Annotated in this window: 14 protein-coding genes and 5 pseudogenes; 9 read left to right on the top strand and 10 right to left on the bottom strand. The window is 72.2% G+C overall.

The genetic code is table 11. From position 1 onward, the window contains the following. The 4 genes from R2S09_RS12205 to R2S09_RS12190 all read right to left on the bottom strand — a co-directional run bounded on the left by R2S09_RS12205 (position 1) and on the right by R2S09_RS12190 (position 3,230). Positions 1-420 (bottom strand): ATP synthase subunit C, encoded by a 420-nt coding sequence (locus tag R2S09_RS12205; protein WP_306187444.1) that lies wholly within the window; start codon positions 418-420, stop codon positions 1-3. After that, positions 405-1,868 (bottom strand): V-type ATPase 116kDa subunit family protein, encoded by a 1,464-nt coding sequence (locus R2S09_RS12200; protein ID WP_316740893.1) that lies wholly within the window; start codon positions 1,866-1,868, stop codon positions 405-407. Before R2S09_RS12200 ends, R2S09_RS12205 begins: the two co-directional genes overlap by 16 nt. After that, a complete protein-coding gene (locus R2S09_RS12195; RefSeq protein ID WP_306187442.1) occupies positions 1,855-2,676 on the bottom strand; it encodes a hypothetical protein in 822 nt (273 codons plus the stop codon). Before R2S09_RS12195 ends, R2S09_RS12200 begins: the two co-directional genes overlap by 14 nt. A gap of 116 nt (positions 2,677-2,792) precedes the next feature. Next, positions 2,793-3,230, bottom strand: coding sequence for a hypothetical protein (locus tag R2S09_RS12190; RefSeq protein WP_306187441.1), 438 nt, complete (start codon positions 3,228-3,230; stop codon positions 2,793-2,795). Positions 3,231-3,421: 191 nt separating this feature from the next. On the opposite strand from R2S09_RS12190, the gene R2S09_RS12185 reads away from it, so the two are divergent. Next, positions 3,422-4,315 (top strand): CBS domain-containing protein, encoded by an 894-nt coding sequence (locus R2S09_RS12185; RefSeq protein WP_316740891.1) that lies wholly within the window; start codon positions 3,422-3,424, stop codon positions 4,313-4,315. A 26-nt stretch (positions 4,316-4,341) separates the two neighbouring features. Here R2S09_RS12185 and R2S09_RS12180 read toward each other — a convergent pair. The 3 genes and pseudogenes from R2S09_RS12180 to R2S09_RS12170 form a co-directional block, all read right to left on the bottom strand. Next, a pseudogene (locus R2S09_RS12180) lies at positions 4,342-4,695 on the bottom strand (nickel-dependent hydrogenase large subunit); the annotation flags it as partial. 200 nt (positions 4,696-4,895) lie between these two features. Further along, on the bottom strand, positions 4,896-6,371 hold the full coding sequence (locus tag R2S09_RS12175) for a bifunctional aminoglycoside phosphotransferase/ATP-binding protein (RefSeq protein WP_306187437.1): 1,476 nt from the start codon (positions 6,369-6,371) through the stop codon (positions 4,896-4,898). 109 nt (positions 6,372-6,480) lie between these two features. Continuing rightward, positions 6,481-7,359: a universal stress protein gene (locus tag R2S09_RS12170; protein WP_306187487.1), complete on the bottom strand. Its 879-nt coding sequence runs from the start codon at positions 7,357-7,359 to the stop codon at positions 6,481-6,483. Positions 7,360-7,878: 519 nt separating this feature from the next. On the opposite strand from R2S09_RS12170, the gene R2S09_RS12165 reads away from it, so the two are divergent. The 5 genes and pseudogenes from R2S09_RS12165 to R2S09_RS12140 all read left to right on the top strand — a co-directional run. Further along, positions 7,879-8,766 carry a DUF1918 domain-containing protein gene (locus tag R2S09_RS12165; RefSeq protein ID WP_316740889.1) on the top strand — a complete coding sequence of 296 codons (888 nt, stop codon included), beginning with the start codon at positions 7,879-7,881 and terminating at the stop codon, positions 8,764-8,766. Positions 8,767-8,851: 85 nt separating this feature from the next. Then, complete coding sequence (locus R2S09_RS12160) at positions 8,852-9,478, top strand: CBS domain-containing protein (protein WP_306187434.1); 627 nt, start codon at positions 8,852-8,854, stop codon at positions 9,476-9,478. Between the two features lie 100 nt (positions 9,479-9,578). Next, on the top strand, positions 9,579-9,902 hold the full coding sequence (locus R2S09_RS12155) for a hypothetical protein (protein WP_316740888.1): 324 nt from the start codon (positions 9,579-9,581) through the stop codon (positions 9,900-9,902). A 108-nt stretch (positions 9,903-10,010) separates the two neighbouring features. Next, a pseudogene (locus tag R2S09_RS40550) lies at positions 10,011-10,502 on the top strand (universal stress protein). Between the two features lie 34 nt (positions 10,503-10,536). Continuing rightward, positions 10,537-11,061, top strand: a pseudogene (locus tag R2S09_RS12140) (universal stress protein); the annotation flags it as partial. Positions 11,062-11,085: 24 nt separating this feature from the next. Here R2S09_RS12140 and R2S09_RS12135 read toward each other — a convergent pair. Further along, positions 11,086-11,145 (bottom strand): annotated as a pseudogene (locus tag R2S09_RS12135) (DUF1876 domain-containing protein); the annotation flags it as partial. 184 nt (positions 11,146-11,329) lie between these two features. On the opposite strand from R2S09_RS12135, the gene R2S09_RS12130 reads away from it, so the two are divergent. Then, positions 11,330-11,476 (top strand): hypothetical protein, encoded by a 147-nt coding sequence (locus R2S09_RS12130; protein ID WP_316740887.1) that lies wholly within the window; start codon positions 11,330-11,332, stop codon positions 11,474-11,476. Between the two features lie 175 nt (positions 11,477-11,651). Here the strand turns inward: R2S09_RS12130 and R2S09_RS12125 are convergent, their stop codons facing one another. Next, positions 11,652-11,804 (bottom strand): hypothetical protein, encoded by a 153-nt coding sequence (locus tag R2S09_RS12125; protein WP_316740886.1) that lies wholly within the window; start codon positions 11,802-11,804, stop codon positions 11,652-11,654. A 187-nt stretch (positions 11,805-11,991) separates the two neighbouring features. Here R2S09_RS12125 and R2S09_RS12120 point away from each other — a divergent pair. Together R2S09_RS12120 and R2S09_RS12115 are read left to right on the top strand one after the other, a co-directional pair. Beyond that, positions 11,992-12,570 (top strand): annotated as a pseudogene (locus R2S09_RS12120) (glycosyl hydrolase family 65 protein); the annotation flags it as partial. Positions 12,571-12,738: 168 nt separating this feature from the next. Beyond that, the gene (locus R2S09_RS12115) at positions 12,739-13,035 is read left to right on the top strand and encodes a hypothetical protein (protein WP_306187425.1); all 297 of its coding nucleotides are present in this window, start codon (positions 12,739-12,741) and stop codon (positions 13,033-13,035) included. A gap of 43 nt (positions 13,036-13,078) precedes the next feature. On the opposite strand, the gene R2S09_RS12110 is transcribed toward R2S09_RS12115, so the two are convergent. After that, positions 13,079-14,182 carry a hypothetical protein gene (locus R2S09_RS12110; RefSeq protein ID WP_316740885.1) on the bottom strand — a complete coding sequence of 368 codons (1,104 nt, stop codon included), beginning with the start codon at positions 14,180-14,182 and terminating at the stop codon, positions 13,079-13,081. Positions 14,183-14,587: the final 405 nt, after the last annotated feature.

The raw sequence follows: 14,587 nt of genomic DNA, 5'->3' as shown, positions 1-14,587 counted from the left end.
TCACGCCTTTCCGATCAGCAGGATCGCCACCACCAGCCCGTAGACGGCGATGCCCTCGGCGAGTCCGACGATCACCATGGCGCGGCCGAACATCTCGGGTCGTTCACTGAGTGCGGCCAGCGCCGCCGCCCCGGTGTAAGCGACGGCGATGGCGGCGCCGATCGAGGCGCCGGCCACCGCGATGGCGGCTCCGATCAGGGCGGATCCGTTCACGGCACTCGACGCGGCCGCCTGAGCGGCCCCCGCCGCCCGCGCGGAGCCGGACAGCGCCGTGGCGACGAGCGTGCAGGCGCCGCCCAGAAGGACGAGATTCGTGGCCAGCAGCCAGTGGAAGACGCGTCGTGTCCGGCGTCGCAGCAGCAGCCGGGCGGCGGCGAGCGCAGCGGCCGGAACGGGCAGGACCATCAGCCAGGTGAGCACGTGGCCACCTTCCTCTCAGCCTCGGCCGGTGCCGCCAAGGGAACGTGCCAGGGACAGAACGGGCGGCCCTCGGCCTCGAAGAGCCGCGAGAAGATCTCGTAGAACTCCAGCCGCAGCGCCTGGACGCCGGCCACCAGAGCTTCCAGGGCGAACGACGCGGCGGTGCCCAGGACGAACAGCGCCACCGCACCGACCACGCCCGCAGCTCCCCGCCCGGCGAGTCCGGTCGTGCCGCGCCACACCAGGTCGGCGAGCGCGGCATGCGTCAGGCCGAAGGCCGCGAGCCGGGCGAAGGAAAGAGTGTTGGTGCCCGCGCGCACCACGACGTCGAACAGCCGCACCACGGTCTCGGCGAGTCCCGCGAAACCGCCCGTCGTGGCCCGGAACACCCCGACCGCCACCAGCGCCAGCCCCGCCGCGGCGAGCGCCGCCCCGACAGCGGCCAGGTTCGGCCGGTGCAGTACCAGGCCGGCCGCACCGAGCGCGAAACCCAGAAAGAAGACAAGCCCGGCACCGCCGGAGGCCGCGTACAACGCCTTGCCCGGCCCGCCCTCACGCCAGCGGTTGACCGCACCGGCCGCATGGGCGAGGGCCAGCAGCCCCGCCCCGAAGACAACCGCGGCGGCCAGCAGGCGCGCCGGACTTGCCAGCGGGTTCAGCCACAGCACCGGCAGAACACCCGTCGGGCCGAAGAACTCCCCGTAGGCGACGCCCGCCAGCATGGCCGCCGCTCCCGCCCCGGCGAGGAAGGGCCACAGACGGCGGTACCGCGCGAGCCTGCGCGGCCGTCCGAGCCGCAACGCCAGCGCGCCGAGCAGTAGCAGAGCCCCGTGCCCCACGTCCCCGAACATGATCCCGAACATGACGACGTACGTGATCCCGGCGGGCCATGACGGATCGACATCCGTGTAGGGCGGTGTGCCGTACGTCGTCACCAGCGGTGCGAAGGCCGCGGACGGTCCGGACCGCAGCTGTGTCGGCGGATCGACTCCGGGCGGTGGCCGCAGCGGGACCAGCGCACCACCGGCCGCGGCGAGCCGCCGCGCGAGCCGTGGCATCTCGGCAGCAGGGCACCACCCCGCGAGTCCGGCGACCTCACCCCGGACGACGGCGCCCCGGGCGCGCTCTTCCAACTGCGCCTCTCCGGCGAGCAGGCCGAGGTCGCGGTGCTCTTCCAGCGTGTCCAGATCGGGTGCGAGGACGGTCAGGGCAGCGGCCTCACGAGTGGGTCTCGCCGGGCCGGAAGGCGCGGGCGCCGGTGCTTCGGGACGTGTCTGAAGCCGCTGAAGTCGCTGGGCCGCCGCGCCCGGGGCCGCCTCCTCCACCCGATCCAGCTCGACGCAGCCCGCCTCGGCGATCCGCACCAGCGACACCCGCAGCGCCTCGTGCGGAACGACCACGGCCACGCGCCGCATCGGGACCGGCGTCATCACCTCAGACCAAGGCATCCCATTCCTCCAGCGGGCGTCCGCCCCGGGCCGCCGACTCCAGGGCCGCTCGTACACGCCAGGCGTCCACGGACAGCACGGCGACGGCCGCCACGATGGTCCGGGACCCGTACCGGGCGTCGCGCAGCGTCGTGGAGCCGTCCTGATGGAGTACCCGCCACCAGTGCGCCTCCGCCCGCCACAGTTCGCTCGGTTCGGCGACGTCCTCCAGGGCCCAGCGGGCCGTGGACGGCAGGTGGTCGCGGAAGTCCGCGAAGGACGTGGCGTCGACGGCGCGCGGCCCCAGCAGGGCCTGAGCGTTGCGGCGCACGGGCGCCGGCAGAGTGCGTCGGTGCACGAACCGCTCGCGGGCCGTCAGCAGCGCGGCGCGGCCCTGCGCCCAGCGACGTGCCGACGGCACGATGGCGGCGGTACGCCGGGCCGCCGCCATCCGCATGCTCGTGATCAGGGCCCACGGGGTCTCCGCTCCGGGGTCGCCCCAGGACGATGCCGCGAGCGCGACGCGCAGTTCGCCGGGCGTGGCGGCGCGCTCGAGGGAGCGCCAGGCGGTTTCCAGGGCGCCGAGCCGGTACGGCTGCCAGGCCGGGGCCTCCGGGTCCGTACGGGCATCGCCTTCCGCGGGCAGCCGGGAAGCGACGTTGGCGATCTCGAACCCCGCGGCGAGCGGCCGGAGCAAGCGGGCGCCACCCCGGGGCAGCCAGCCCGCCAGCACCCGCAGGTGCCACAGCAGCGTGGCGGTGACCGCCCGCTGCGCCTCGGGCAGTGTGGTCGCGGCTCGCGCGTACCTGCCGTACGGCGTTACGGCCAAGTGCTGCAAGCTTTCGTCGAGCGTGGGGCTCGCCGCGATCTCACGTGCCCCGGCGCGTCCTGGACAACGACTGATCAGCGCGTGGACACGGACCACCGCCGCGACCCATCCGGCGCTCACCGCGGTCCCTCCGGCCGGTCGCTGATCCGCAGGGCGTCCGTCACGACCCGGTCGACCAGGGCGGGCATGCGCTCCCGCGCCCGCTCGTATACCTGTTCGGCGGCGCGATCCCCGCCCGACCGGATGTCTCGCACCTCCCGCTGTGCCGCGTCGCGCACCGGACCCGCGGCCTCCCGCCGTACCTGCGCGACCCGGGCCCGCGCTGCCGCCACCATTGCAGCCGCCTGCCGGGCGGCATCGTGCCTGATGGTCTCGGCCTCGCGATCCGCCGAGGCACGGAGCCGGGCCGCCTCCTGCTGCACGTCCGACAGACGCGCCAGCGACGGTTCCAGTTCCGCGGCGCGCTCGGCCGCCCGGTCGGCGGGGACCCCGGCGACCACGGCGCCCGGCGCGCCGGCGGGGCGGAACCGGGCGAGGAACTCCCGCAGGCTCATCACGAGTGTCCTCCTGCTGTGCTGGTCGGCCCCGTCTCTCCGTCTCAGCCCCCTGTCCAGTCTCACCGCTCTCCTGCGAGCCCGCACCGGATGGCACCACGGCACTGCTCCACCAGGGCCGTTCGGCTCTTGGCCCGGGCCTGTGGAGCGCCAGACTGGGAGTGGACAACCGGAGGAGTCCGGAGGTTGCCATGAACCAGCACGAAAACAACTCCACGGGCGCCGAGGCCCGCCGGGCCGTGCCGTCGCACTCCTGGCGTCCGGGCGAGGAAGCACGGCAGGACCTGCTCGTGCGGTATCTGGGCGCCGTCGCCGCGGTGTCCGCCAAACACGCGGCTGCCGAGTCGGAGACCCCTGCCCCGGTCAGGAGCCCGGGGCCGACGACGCGGCCGGCCCCGGTCCCGCAGACCGAGCAGGCCGTGAAGCCGCCGCAGCACGCCGAACCCGAGGCCCCGCTGGTGCGTGACGTCATGGACGTGCCCGCCGCATCCGTCCGGGCCGACGTGCCGTGCCGGGAGATCGCGCGCCTGCTGGCGCGAGAGCACGTCAGCGCGGTTCCCGTGCTCGACGCCGAGGACCGGGTGGTCGGAGTGGTGTCCGAGTCCGACCTGCTGGCGAAGGTCGCTTTCGAAGCGTCCGGCCGACACCCCGGCCACATCGGCAGGCTGCGGGGACGAAGGCTGCACGAGAAGGCCCGGGCCGAGATCGCGGCGGACCTGATGACCAGCCCGGCGATCACCGTGCCGCCGGGTGCGACCGTCGCGGAGGCTGCCTGGCTGGCGTCGCTGTCGCGGCTGAAGCGGATCCCGGTCGCCGACCACAGCGGCCGTCTGGTCGGCGTGGTACGCCGTAATGCGCTGCTGGAAGCACTGATCAGGGACGACGAGCGGATCCGGAAGGACATCGAGGCGAAGATCCAGGCGTTCTGCTCACCGGCCGACCGTGACACCGTGGCCGTCACCGTGCGCGAGGGGGTCGTGGATCTGACCGGCCGGATGTCGCACGCCGTGATGACCAGGCTGGTGGCGGAGGTGGAGGACGTCGACGACGTGGTCGAGGTGAACAACCGTCTGACCGGCACCTGACGGCGTCCGACCCGACATGCCGTGCTTCAGCCGCGGCTCGCATCCCGTCGGATGTCCAGGTCCAGGAAGTGGGCCGAGCACGAGATGCACGGGTCGTGGTTGCGGATGGCCCGTTCGCACAGGTGGGCGAGCTCGGTGTCTGAAACGGTCCCGCGTGCCAGGGTGGCCTGCACGAGGACGCGCAGGTCCTCCTCGATCGCTCCTTGGTTCTGAGCCGTGGGCGGGACGAGACAGGTGTTGCCGATCCGACCCTCGGCGTCGAGCGTGTATCGGTGGTACAGCAGCCCGCGCGGCGCCTCGGTCGCACCGTGGCCCACGCCCGCCCGGGCCGGGACGTCCACGTACGGGCGCTCCGGAGGCTCGTACGCGTCGATGATCCGACCAGGACCAGCCCACGAGGCCACCGGTGCCGATCGTCTCCACGACAGCCGGGCCGCGGCCGGGGACGTGGAGGTCGAGCGCGACCGTGCCGGTACGGACGACCCAGAAGCGATCGGCCGGCGGGCGATCGGGTTGCACCGCTTTGCTCCACCCGGGTGACGGCACCGCATGGGCGTAAGAGTCGGCGTGACCGTCCACCTCAGTCCGGCTCCATGTACGGACGGCGGAAGACCGGGGCCAGGCCGGTGCTCCATGGGCGTACGGCCGCCAGCGCCTGAGCGACCGCCGACTCGAGCGGGCCACTGGTGTCCACCGCGACGGCCTCGGCCCAGGGCGGTTCCCTGACCGCCATGGCGGCGGCGATGTCGAGGCCGGCGTCCGATGTGCCGGGGCCGCGTGCTCCCAGGCGGGTCGCCGACACGTCGCCGGGCACCTGGCAGTGCAGGGCCACCAGGTCCGAGCTGGTGCGTTCGGCAGTGCGCAGTGCCGCTTCACGCTGTTCCGCGGTGGACCAGGTGGCGTCCAGCACGACGGACTCGCCGTAGGACAACAGGGCGGCCGCGCGATCGAGCAGGGTGGCGTAGGTCCTGGCCGTCCACTCGGTTGCGTACAGCCCTTCGCCGTAGGGGGCTGCCGCGGCCTGCTCCGCAGGGATGCCCGCGAGTTCCTTGCGCACACGGTCGCTGCTGAGCAGCGCCACGCCCAGCCGGTCGGCCAGCGCACCGGAGAGGGTGGACTTCCCGCTGCCCGGCAGCCCGCCGACGAGGACGAGGCAGACGGCGGAGGACCGCAGATGGCGCAGTGTCGCGGAGGCCAGCCGCCCCGCCGCCGGCTCCGCGCCCGGAGCTCCCTGCCGCGCCTGGATGAGGGAGACCTTGGCGCGGACGAACGCGCGGTAGGCCACGTAGTGGTGCCACAGGGAACGGGGCGCGGGGTCGCCGGAGTACTCGCTGTACTCGGCGAGGAAGTACGCCGCGGCCTCTCGTGCGCCGAGCTGTTCCAGGTCCATGGCGAGAAAGGCGGCGTCGTCGAGGCCGTCGACGTAGCGCAGACCGTCGTCGAACTCGAGGCAGTCCAGGACGCGGGGGCCGTCGTCGAGGCAGAAGATGTCCTCGGCGAGCAGGTCGCCATGGCCGTCGACGACCCTTCTCTGTTCGATGCGGGCATCGAACAATGGCTTACGGCCGGCGAGGTAGCGGCGCACCAGCCGCTCGGTCTCCGGCACGGCGTCGGCCACGGGGCCGTCGGCGGCCAGCGAGCGGACCTGTGCGAAGCCGGCTTCCCAACGCGCTGACAACGCGTCGCGCGTGCCCTGTGCGTCCACCTGGTGGCTGCGGGGCGCCTCCGCGTGCCACGCGGCGAGGCGCCGGGCGACGGCCCGCAGGACGTCGTCGACGGCGGCACCGTGCCGCACCAGCCGGGACAGGCGGCGATCCGGCGGCATGCGGCGCATCACCACGAGTGGTTCGGCTTCCTCCGCACCGGGGCTGCGTATCTCGCCCACGCCCAGATAGACGTCCGGGGCGAAACGGCGATTGAGCGCGATCTCGCGTTCGCACGCGGCCCGGCGGGCCGTCACCGTAGCGTAGTTCAGGAACCCCAGATCCACCGGCTTCTTCAGTTTGTAGGCGCGGTCGCCGGCGAAGAGCAGGATCGCGGTGTGGGTCTCGCACACCTCCGCGCGCGGCAGCGCTCCGCCCGGGCCGTCTCCGTGGTCACCGGCCCGGAGTGGGGGCGGGTCGGCCCCAGGCACCGGCCGTGCCGGTTCCGCGGGGCGGCCGGACTCACTCATGAGGAACGACGGCGACGGGGCAGCGCCCGTGATGGACGGCGGCCTGTGCCACGGGTCCCAGGTGGGACGCCAGTCCCCGACGGTGCCGGCGCCGGCCGACGACCAACAGCAGCGCACCTTCGGCGGCCCGTACGACGGCCTCGGCGGGGCTGGTGAGGCGCACGCTGTCGGCCACGCTCACCTGCGGGTACTTCTCCCGCCAGGGGCGAAGCGCCATGTCCAGCTCCTTCTGTGTCTCCCGCGTCATCGGTTCGGCGACATCGTGGTCCACGTCCCAGGGCACACGTGCAGGCAGCGGCACGCGTTTGCCGTGGACGGCCAGCAGGGGAACACCCCTGGCAGCGGCGGTGTGGAAGGCGAAGTCCAGCAGGTCGTCGGAGGACCCGGACAGCTTCAGAGCCACGATCACGCGGGGCCTGGGTGCACGGGGTGGCGGCTCCTGCTCCGCGCTCCGCGCGCGCACCAGCACCACCGGTCGTCCGGCCCGTGCGACGACGGGCATGCTGACGTCGCCCAGGAAGTAGCTTTCGACGGGTTCCAGACCTCGTGAACCGAGCACCACCATCTCCGATCCCGCCTCCGAAGCCGCTTGGAGCAAGGCGCTCTGGGCATCGTCGGCGACCAGAGCCTCGACGATGGACAGGCCCGGGTGGCGTGCCTGGAGTTCTGCCCGCGTGGCGCGGACCAGACGTTTCGCCCAGTAGTTCTGATCGGCTTCCGCCGGGACCCGGGTCGGCTCCGGCACAAGCTGCGGCCACGCGTGCAGCAGGCGCAGAGCAAGCCCGCGCTTGACGGCCTCGTCGGCCGCCCAGCGGGCTGCGGCGAGACTCTCGGGTGAGCCGTCGAGGCCCACGGTGACGACCGGTTCCATGACCGCGGCCTCCGTCAGCACGGTGCGTTCTCATTCGAGGAGTACCGCAATCCCCTGCCCAGCGCATGCGCACCTGGTCGGCGGGAGCAAGGCGCGGTGACGATTCCTCCGGCACGCGGCCCCGTGCGGCGGAGCGTCGCGTGGCATGTTGAATAGAGCACCACAGTGAGGACGCCCAAGCCGACCGGGTGGAAGTGGTGCGGAGACCGACGGCAGGACCCTATGCCCTCGCCGTCGGTTGACAACGGTTTCGGCGACATGGAGATCCGCACTCCCGAGGGTGGCGGGACGGTACTGGTGCGGCACGCGCCGGTCACCGGCGCCCAGGGACCGGTCGGGAGACCGACTGCGGACGACCACAGGGTGGCCGGCACCTGGCAGAGGGGGGGCCGGACCGTCGTACGCGCTCTCTCAGCAAACCGGGTCGTACGTCCCCAGTGGGCAGGACCTTGGGGCCGTTGGTGCGGCTGCCGTCCCCGGGTGATCCTGGGAACGGGCTTCATGAGAGGGGGCACGACCATGCACGCTCAGCTGGGTGATCGACTGCTCGTGGAGAGCCCGGTCACCGGTGTCACCCGGCGTGACGGCGAGATAGTCGGCCCGCACCATGACGACGGAGCCCCTCCGTACGACGTGCGCTGGTCGGACACGGGCGAGGTCGCGCTGGTCTTCCCCGGGCCGGACGCGCATGTACAGCACTTGGTGCGCGAGGAGGCACCGGTCCAAGGGCCGAGCGCCGGCGTACCCTCCGCACCTGTCGTGGGGCAGCCGGGGGACTTCGGACGACGTCTGGCGACGGTCCGCCGGCGCCGGGGGCTCAGCATCGAGGAGACGGCCGGCCGTGCCCGGATGTCGCCGCAGTATCTCGCCTATCTCGAACAGCGCCCGTCTGAGCCGGGCATCGCCACGGTGCTGCGCCTGGCCGACGCGCTGGGCACCGCACTCGTCGCGCTGCGCGGCGGCGATCAGGAACTGCCACCGGGACAGGGGCAGGCCCTGCTGCACCCGCGGTCGACGGATCTGAGCCAGGACGAATGCCGGGCGCTGTTGTCCACGCACGGAGTGGGGCGTATCGCGTTCACCACCCCGCACGGGCCCGCCGTGCTCCCGGTCAACTACGACGTGATGGACGATGCCGTCTTCTTCCGCACCGTGCCTGGCTCTGCACCCGCCGGGGCAGTCGGCAACGAGGTCGCCTTCGAGACCGACCGCATCGACGAGACGATGAGCTGCGGCTGGAGTGTGCTCGCGGTGGGTCCTGCCGACGCCGTCCGCGACCCGGAGGTGCTCCGCCGGCTTCAGAAGCGGGCACACTCCCAGCCATGGGCCGGCGGCGCGCGCCCGCTGTGGGTGAGGGTGCCCCTCACCCGCCTGACGGGACGCCGGATCACATCGGCCGATCGGTGAGGCGGGAGCCGGCGGTGACCTAGCTGTCTTTTGCCGCTCGGGGTCATAGGGACGGATCATGCGCTGTTGCACTGTCGGCGATGTCATGACGCGCGACGTGGTCGCCGTGCGGTCAGGCTGCTCCTTCAAGGAGGTGGCGCGGGCTCTGGAGCGCCACCGGATCGCGGCGTTGCCCATCGTCGACGACGAGGGACGTCCGATCGGTGTGGTCTCCGAAAGGGATCTGCTCCGGCATGAGGCGAGCCGTGGGCTCGTGGTCCGCGACCCGGCCCGGAGCGGCGCCAAGACGGCCGCGGCCCTGATGACCTCACCGGCTGTCACCGCCCGCCCCGAATGGAGTCTCGCCGAGGCGGCCCGGACGATGCGGCGCCATGCGGTCGGGCGGCTGCCCGTGGTGGGAGCCGACGGGCGGCTGGCCGGCATAGTCAGCGGCCACGATCTGCTGCGTCCGTACCTGCGTGAGGACGCTGCTCTCGCCGACGAGATCCGTCACGACGTACTGGAGCGGATTGTGGGCCTGACCCCGGGCCGTGTCGGGGTCCGCGTCGGCGACGGGGTCGTCACCCTGACCGGCCGGATCGACGCCGGCACCGACCTTCCCGTCATCGTGCGCCTGTGCGAGTCGGTTGCGGGCGTGGTGGCGGTCCGCCCTCATCTCACCTTCGCCTACGGCGGCGCCGACCTCGACGTGGAGCCGCCCGCGGGCGAATGAGTCAGCTGCCGGGACGATCACCGGGAGGAAGCCGACATGAAGATCGAGACCCGTTGCGGGCACTTGCAGGGCCCAGGACAAGGGCGGTCTGTGGGCGTCGATGACGCCTGAGGAGGCCAGAGGCCTGGCGGCCCTGCTGCTGTTCCAGGCGGCCGCGGTGCTGCTCGATCACCACTGGGGCGTCGACATCGCGGTCCCCTCGGCCACGCCCCTCGTCTCGCTGATCGAGGAGGCGACCGGCGCCGCGGACACGGTCGCACTGCTGCGCCTGAGCACCGCGGGCGTCGGCATCATCGAGACGGCCATCACCGCCCGTTCCAAGGCGGCGGGCCGCCCCTTGGGCGACATCCGGCTGCCCGAGGGCACCCTGGTGGGGGCCGCACGGCGCCCTGCCTCGAACCCCGGCGCCTCCCTCCTCCCATAGGGACCGGGCGGGGCGAGCGGCCAGGAGCAGGGACCTGCGGCCCCTGCCCGGCGGGGAGGCCGGCCGCGCATGCTCGAAACGGGAACATTGGTTGCAGGAGGTGAGACCATGCCCCGCACCGTCACCGTCGGTCTCGACGGGTCGCCGGAGAGCCGGGCCGCCGCCGAATGGGCGGCGCGCGAGGCACAGCTCCTCAGGCTGCCGGTCAAGCTTGTGCATGTGCGGGAGCCGGTGTCCGAGCCCATGGCGCTGGTCCAGCTCCTCGGCGCGGAAGCGCACGAGCACTGGAGCGAGAAGATGTGCCATGAGGCCCTCGAAGGCCTGGGCTTGTGTCGCGGCGTCGGGCCGCCTCGAAGGCCAGGCCGCCGAACTGACCGGTGTGCTGCTCCCCTGGCGGCAAACGTATCCGGACATCGAGGTCGTCGAGCAGCCGCGCTCCGGCAGCGCTGCCGAGCTGTTGATCAAGGCATCCCGGGAAGCGTCCCTGCTCATCGTCGGCCGACGTGTACGTCAAACCCCTCTGTGCCCCACATCGGACACGTCACCCACGCCGTCCTGCACCACGCCGCCGCTCCCGGCGCGGTCGTCCCGCACGGCTGAATACTGAGCACATACCCATGGGAGCGTGAGGATGATGGACCTTCCGCTGGTCGTCGGTGTGGACGGATCCGGGCCCAGCCTGCGGGCCGTGGACTGGGCGGCCGACGAAGCCGCCCTGCGCGGCGTGCCGCTCCGGGTGGTGTACGCCTCGCTCCGGGAACGCTATGAGGGCTCCGCGCTCGCACGGGACCTCGGCAGGCCGGACGCGCAGGTCCTGGCCGAGGACATCGTCCGGGCCGGCACCCACCGCGCCCGTGATCGGCAGGCCGGCCTGCCGATCAGCATGGCCGCCCTGCCCGAGGAGCCGGCGTACGCGCTGGTGCGGGAGGGCAAGAACGCCTCCGCCGTGGTGGTGGCCAGCCGAGGTCGCAGCGGTGTGGCAAACCTGCTGCTCGGTTCGGTCAGCCTGTTCGTGGCCGCGCATGCCGACTGCCCCGTGATCGTGGTGCGGGGCGGCAACGACAACCAGGCCCGCGTTCCGGTGCACGGCCGCGTCGTCGTCGGTGTCGGGGAGGCCTCCGTGGCCGCGGTCGACTTCGCCGCCGACCGCCGAGCTGTCGCGGGTGGTGAGCACGGCGCGTGCGCGTGTCTCGTCGTCCTCTTCGGTGATGTAGATCTGCACTGTCCAACGCTTGGCTTCCATCGTGATCACTTCCGTACTGAGATGTTCCTGCTACTTCCCACGTGCGCGTGATCGGGTTCCCCTCACCAGAGCCGAACGTCCCCGCCGGAATTCCCGGAAGCCCCGTGTGAGCTGCGGCATTGCCACCCGGGAGGCAAGCCGCCACGATGAGGATTTTCCGGACACCGATGGAGAGCGGCTACTCATGGGCGATCATGTGCATGTGCGGCTCAGCCAAGGGCTGAGCGTGACGGCAGAAGGCGAGCTGATCGAGCACTACCGCTGCCGATGCGGGGCCACCTGGGCCGAGACCTACCGGCTCGATGGCAAGGAGCCGGATCACCGAACCTGACAGACCGGACCGCAGAGTGCGGCGCGCGAGCCGGGCCGGGAAATCGCAGGCTCGTCATACGACCTCCAGTACCTCAGACCCACACGGACACCGGCGATCCGTGCAAGGGGAAGCGTCTCCGGCACGGGCTGACGTGCTTCCGGCCTGTGCCCGGCACGGTCTTCCCGGAACGTGGTCATGGTGACCCCTGCAACGCGCGTGTATCCGCCCTGGCGAGACGCGTGGTGTACCAGTCGCGGGTCAGTTCCGCGGCGATGTCGAGCGCGGCCGGCTCGGTGAACAGGTGGCCGGCGCCGGGGACGACCTCGACGCGGTGATCGCAGTGCATCCAGTCGGCGGCAACGCGGTGCAGCCGAGCAGACGCGTGTCCAGCGCGCCCACGACGAAGAGAGAGGGAGCGCGAACGCGGGTCAGTGCCGCGGGGCCCGCCGGCTCGGGGCGGCCGCCGATGCAGACGACCGCGCGGATGTCGTCGTCGGTCGTGGCCGCCGCCAGAGCGGCGCCGGCACCACGCCAATCGCTACAAGGCGTCCAAGCAGGCGGACGTGCTGATGCTCGGCTACCTGTTCTCCCCGTCCGAACTCCTGCCGTTTTTCCGCCGGTTGGGCCACCACCTCGACGAGGAGACCTGGCAGCACACAGTCGGCTACTACATGGAGCGGACCCGTCACGGCTCCACCCTCAGCAGGCTGGTGCACGGCTGGGTCCTGGCCCGGGCCCGGCGCGCCGAGGCATGGTCCTTCGTCCAGGAGGCACTGGGGGGCGACGTGGCCGACCTTCAGGGCGGCACCACCGGCGAGGGCATCCACCTGGGCGCCATGGCCGGCACCCTCGACCTCGTGCAGCGCGGACTGCCCGGCCTGGAGACCCGCCGGGGCGCGCTCTGGCTCGATCCGGCCCCGCTGCCGGAGCTGTCCTCCTACGGCTTCCGTCTGCGCTACCAGGGCCACTGGGGCGTGCGGCTGCGCCTGGAGCACGGCCGGCTCGAGATCGCCGTGCCACCCTCCGACCGCGCGCCGATCGACGTCCGCCTCCCCGACCGAGCCGTCTGTGTCCAGCCGGGAGAGACGTGCAGCTTGGTGCTGCCCGAGTGAGACTGGGGGCCGGTCGGCCCCGGCACCGGACGTGTGGCACACACCCTGTCGCAGGCGGACGGGTCACCATGAAGTCAGAGCCTTCAAGGAGGATTCCGCCCTGGGGCAGCCAGAGGCGGCCGCGTAGCAGCGGGAGGCACCCGCATTCACAGAGGAAGGCCGAAGATCATGGTCCAGACAACATGGACGACGACAGGCGTGTTCACGGGGCAGGGAGGCGCCCGTACCGACGGGGCCGGGATCGTGACCGGGGAACTGACCGTGCAGACCACCTGGGCCGGCAAACAGGCCGATGTGAAGGTCCGGTACAGCGGCACCGCCGAGTGGTTCACCCTGGCCGGGAGCCCGGTGTCCTGCCCCTCTCAGCAGGACAGCCGCCGCCTTCATCAGGCGGTCGTGGAAGCCGTGCGAGCCGGCGGAGGCGCCACCGTTCCGCACCCCGACCAGCTGTGGGCACGTCGTTGAGCACCGCCGGGAACCGGCGTGCTGTGGCTTTCCGGAATTCCGTTCACATACGGCACGCGGGGTCGGCGTAGCGCAGCAGCACCCCCACTCCCTCGGCCGGCCTCATCTCCCGCTCGGACATCAGAACCAGTTCGCCCTTTGTGCCGACGAGGGCCCGGACCAGGGCCGCGTCGGCTTGTTCCTCATGCAGCTCCCGTATGCCGTAGAAGCGCAGTTCCTGTTCGGTGAGGGCGAGTTGGCCGGGTTCCGGGCCGGTCCACAGACGGAACGGTGACTCGGGGTGATCGTTGAGGAAAAGGGCCTTGACACCGCCGCGTTGCAGCGCCGACACGGCGGCGGCAAGGCCTTCGGCCGATGCTCCGTCGCGGGTCCGCTCGGCGAGGAAGGCACCCAGCAGGGCCCGGTCGTGTGCGGCCATGCGCCCGCGGAAGAGTTCGTCGAGCTTCCTCTCCAGCAGTGCCCGACCCGGCTGCGACTCACCGGCGCCTTCGACCGTGACGACCTGTCCGCGCAGGCCGGCGGGGAGCCGACGAACAAGGATGCCCCGGGCCCAGACGTCTCCCGCGACGACCACCGCCTCGACGTCGATGCGCCGCGCATGGCCCGCCAGCTCCCGGCCGACCTCCCCAGCGGCACGCATCCAGTCCGTCACCGGGATCTCCTCGTCCAGGCGGTGGCCCGGCACCACCTTGGTCAGCGGCCACATGCCCGCCTCGGCTTCGATCCGTACGGCACCGGTGGCCTCCGTGGAGTGACGGCCGCCGTAATGCACGTGCACCGCCAGGTATGGGATCCCGGGCGCTCGCTGGACGATCAGGGGCATGGTGTCCGGCAGGGTCCCGAAATGCGCGATGTCCCGTGCGGGCGGGGCGGGCAGCTCGTCCAGCAGGGCCAGTCGTCCGTGAGCAGTGAAGACTGCCTGGCCGTGTGTGCCGGGGACGTCCGTGTCGCTGCCCACGGTGCCCGCCACCGCGGTGAGGGAGTCCCGGTCCGCCCCCTCGGACGCCAGGGCGTCCCGCAGGTGCCGCCAGCGCAGTTGTATGGCGGCATCGGGGTCCTCGATGGCGGCGTCGCGGGATGTGTCCAGATAGACGGACGCGAAGGGACCGGGCTGCTTGTAGAGAGGCTCGAGGAAGGAAAGTCTCATGGTCACTCCCGCATGGGCTGTCGGCGTGCCGGCAACGCCCGGGATGCCGCCGTCTCAGGCGGCGGCTGTCCACCTCCAGGATGCGTCGGCCTGGCCAGCGGCGCCCGTCCTGCGGCAGGGGCAATGGGGTCCCGGGCGAACGCAGCACGCAACGGCTTGCCCGCCGTTTCTCACGGAGCCAGTCAGAAGTAGTTCTCCTCCTCCTGTGTGAAGTGCAGTCGCAGGACGGTGTGCAGGCCGTACAGGCAGGCACGCAGGTCTTCGAGCTGCTCGGGAGCCAGTGCGCCCTGCGCGTCGGCGAGTGACAGGTGGGTTAGCGGTCGGCCAGGCGGACCACAGGTGCCGACTCCGCGCCCGCCTGACGGGCCAGCCGGACGATCTCGGCGTAGGTGCTGTCCTGCTCGG

This window comes from Streptomyces sp. MK7 (genome assembly GCF_032658145.1).
Taxonomy (GTDB): Bacteria; Actinomycetota; Actinomycetes; order Streptomycetales; family Streptomycetaceae; genus Streptomyces; species Streptomyces spiralis.
The sequence above is the reverse complement of the archived record's forward strand: the minus strand, read 5'-3'. Positions and strand labels throughout refer to the sequence as shown.

Coding starts and splice junctions, on each gene's coding strand:
- R2S09_RS12200 (WP_316740893.1), bottom strand. CDS start 1,868: ATGCCTTGGTCTGAGGTGATGACGCCGGTCCCGATGCGGCGCGTGGCC.
- R2S09_RS12110 (WP_316740885.1), bottom strand. CDS start 14,182: ATGAGACTTTCCTTCCTCGAGCCTCTCTACAAGCAGCCCGGTCCCTTC.
- R2S09_RS12115 (WP_306187425.1), top strand. CDS start 12,739: ATGGTCCAGACAACATGGACGACGACAGGCGTGTTCACGGGGCAGGGA.
- R2S09_RS12130 (WP_316740887.1), top strand. CDS start 11,330: ATGGGCGATCATGTGCATGTGCGGCTCAGCCAAGGGCTGAGCGTGACG.
- R2S09_RS12125 (WP_316740886.1), bottom strand. CDS start 11,804: ATGCACTGCGATCACCGCGTCGAGGTCGTCCCCGGCGCCGGCCACCTG.
- R2S09_RS12190 (WP_306187441.1), bottom strand. CDS start 3,230: ATGAGCCTGCGGGAGTTCCTCGCCCGGTTCCGCCCCGCCGGCGCGCCG.
- R2S09_RS12155 (WP_316740888.1), top strand. CDS start 9,579: ATGACGCCTGAGGAGGCCAGAGGCCTGGCGGCCCTGCTGCTGTTCCAG.
- R2S09_RS12160 (WP_306187434.1), top strand. CDS start 8,852: ATGACGCGCGACGTGGTCGCCGTGCGGTCAGGCTGCTCCTTCAAGGAG.
- R2S09_RS12170 (WP_306187487.1), bottom strand. CDS start 7,359: ATGGAACCGGTCGTCACCGTGGGCCTCGACGGCTCACCCGAGAGTCTC.
- R2S09_RS12185 (WP_316740891.1), top strand. CDS start 3,422: ATGAACCAGCACGAAAACAACTCCACGGGCGCCGAGGCCCGCCGGGCC.
- R2S09_RS12165 (WP_316740889.1), top strand. CDS start 7,879: ATGCACGCTCAGCTGGGTGATCGACTGCTCGTGGAGAGCCCGGTCACC.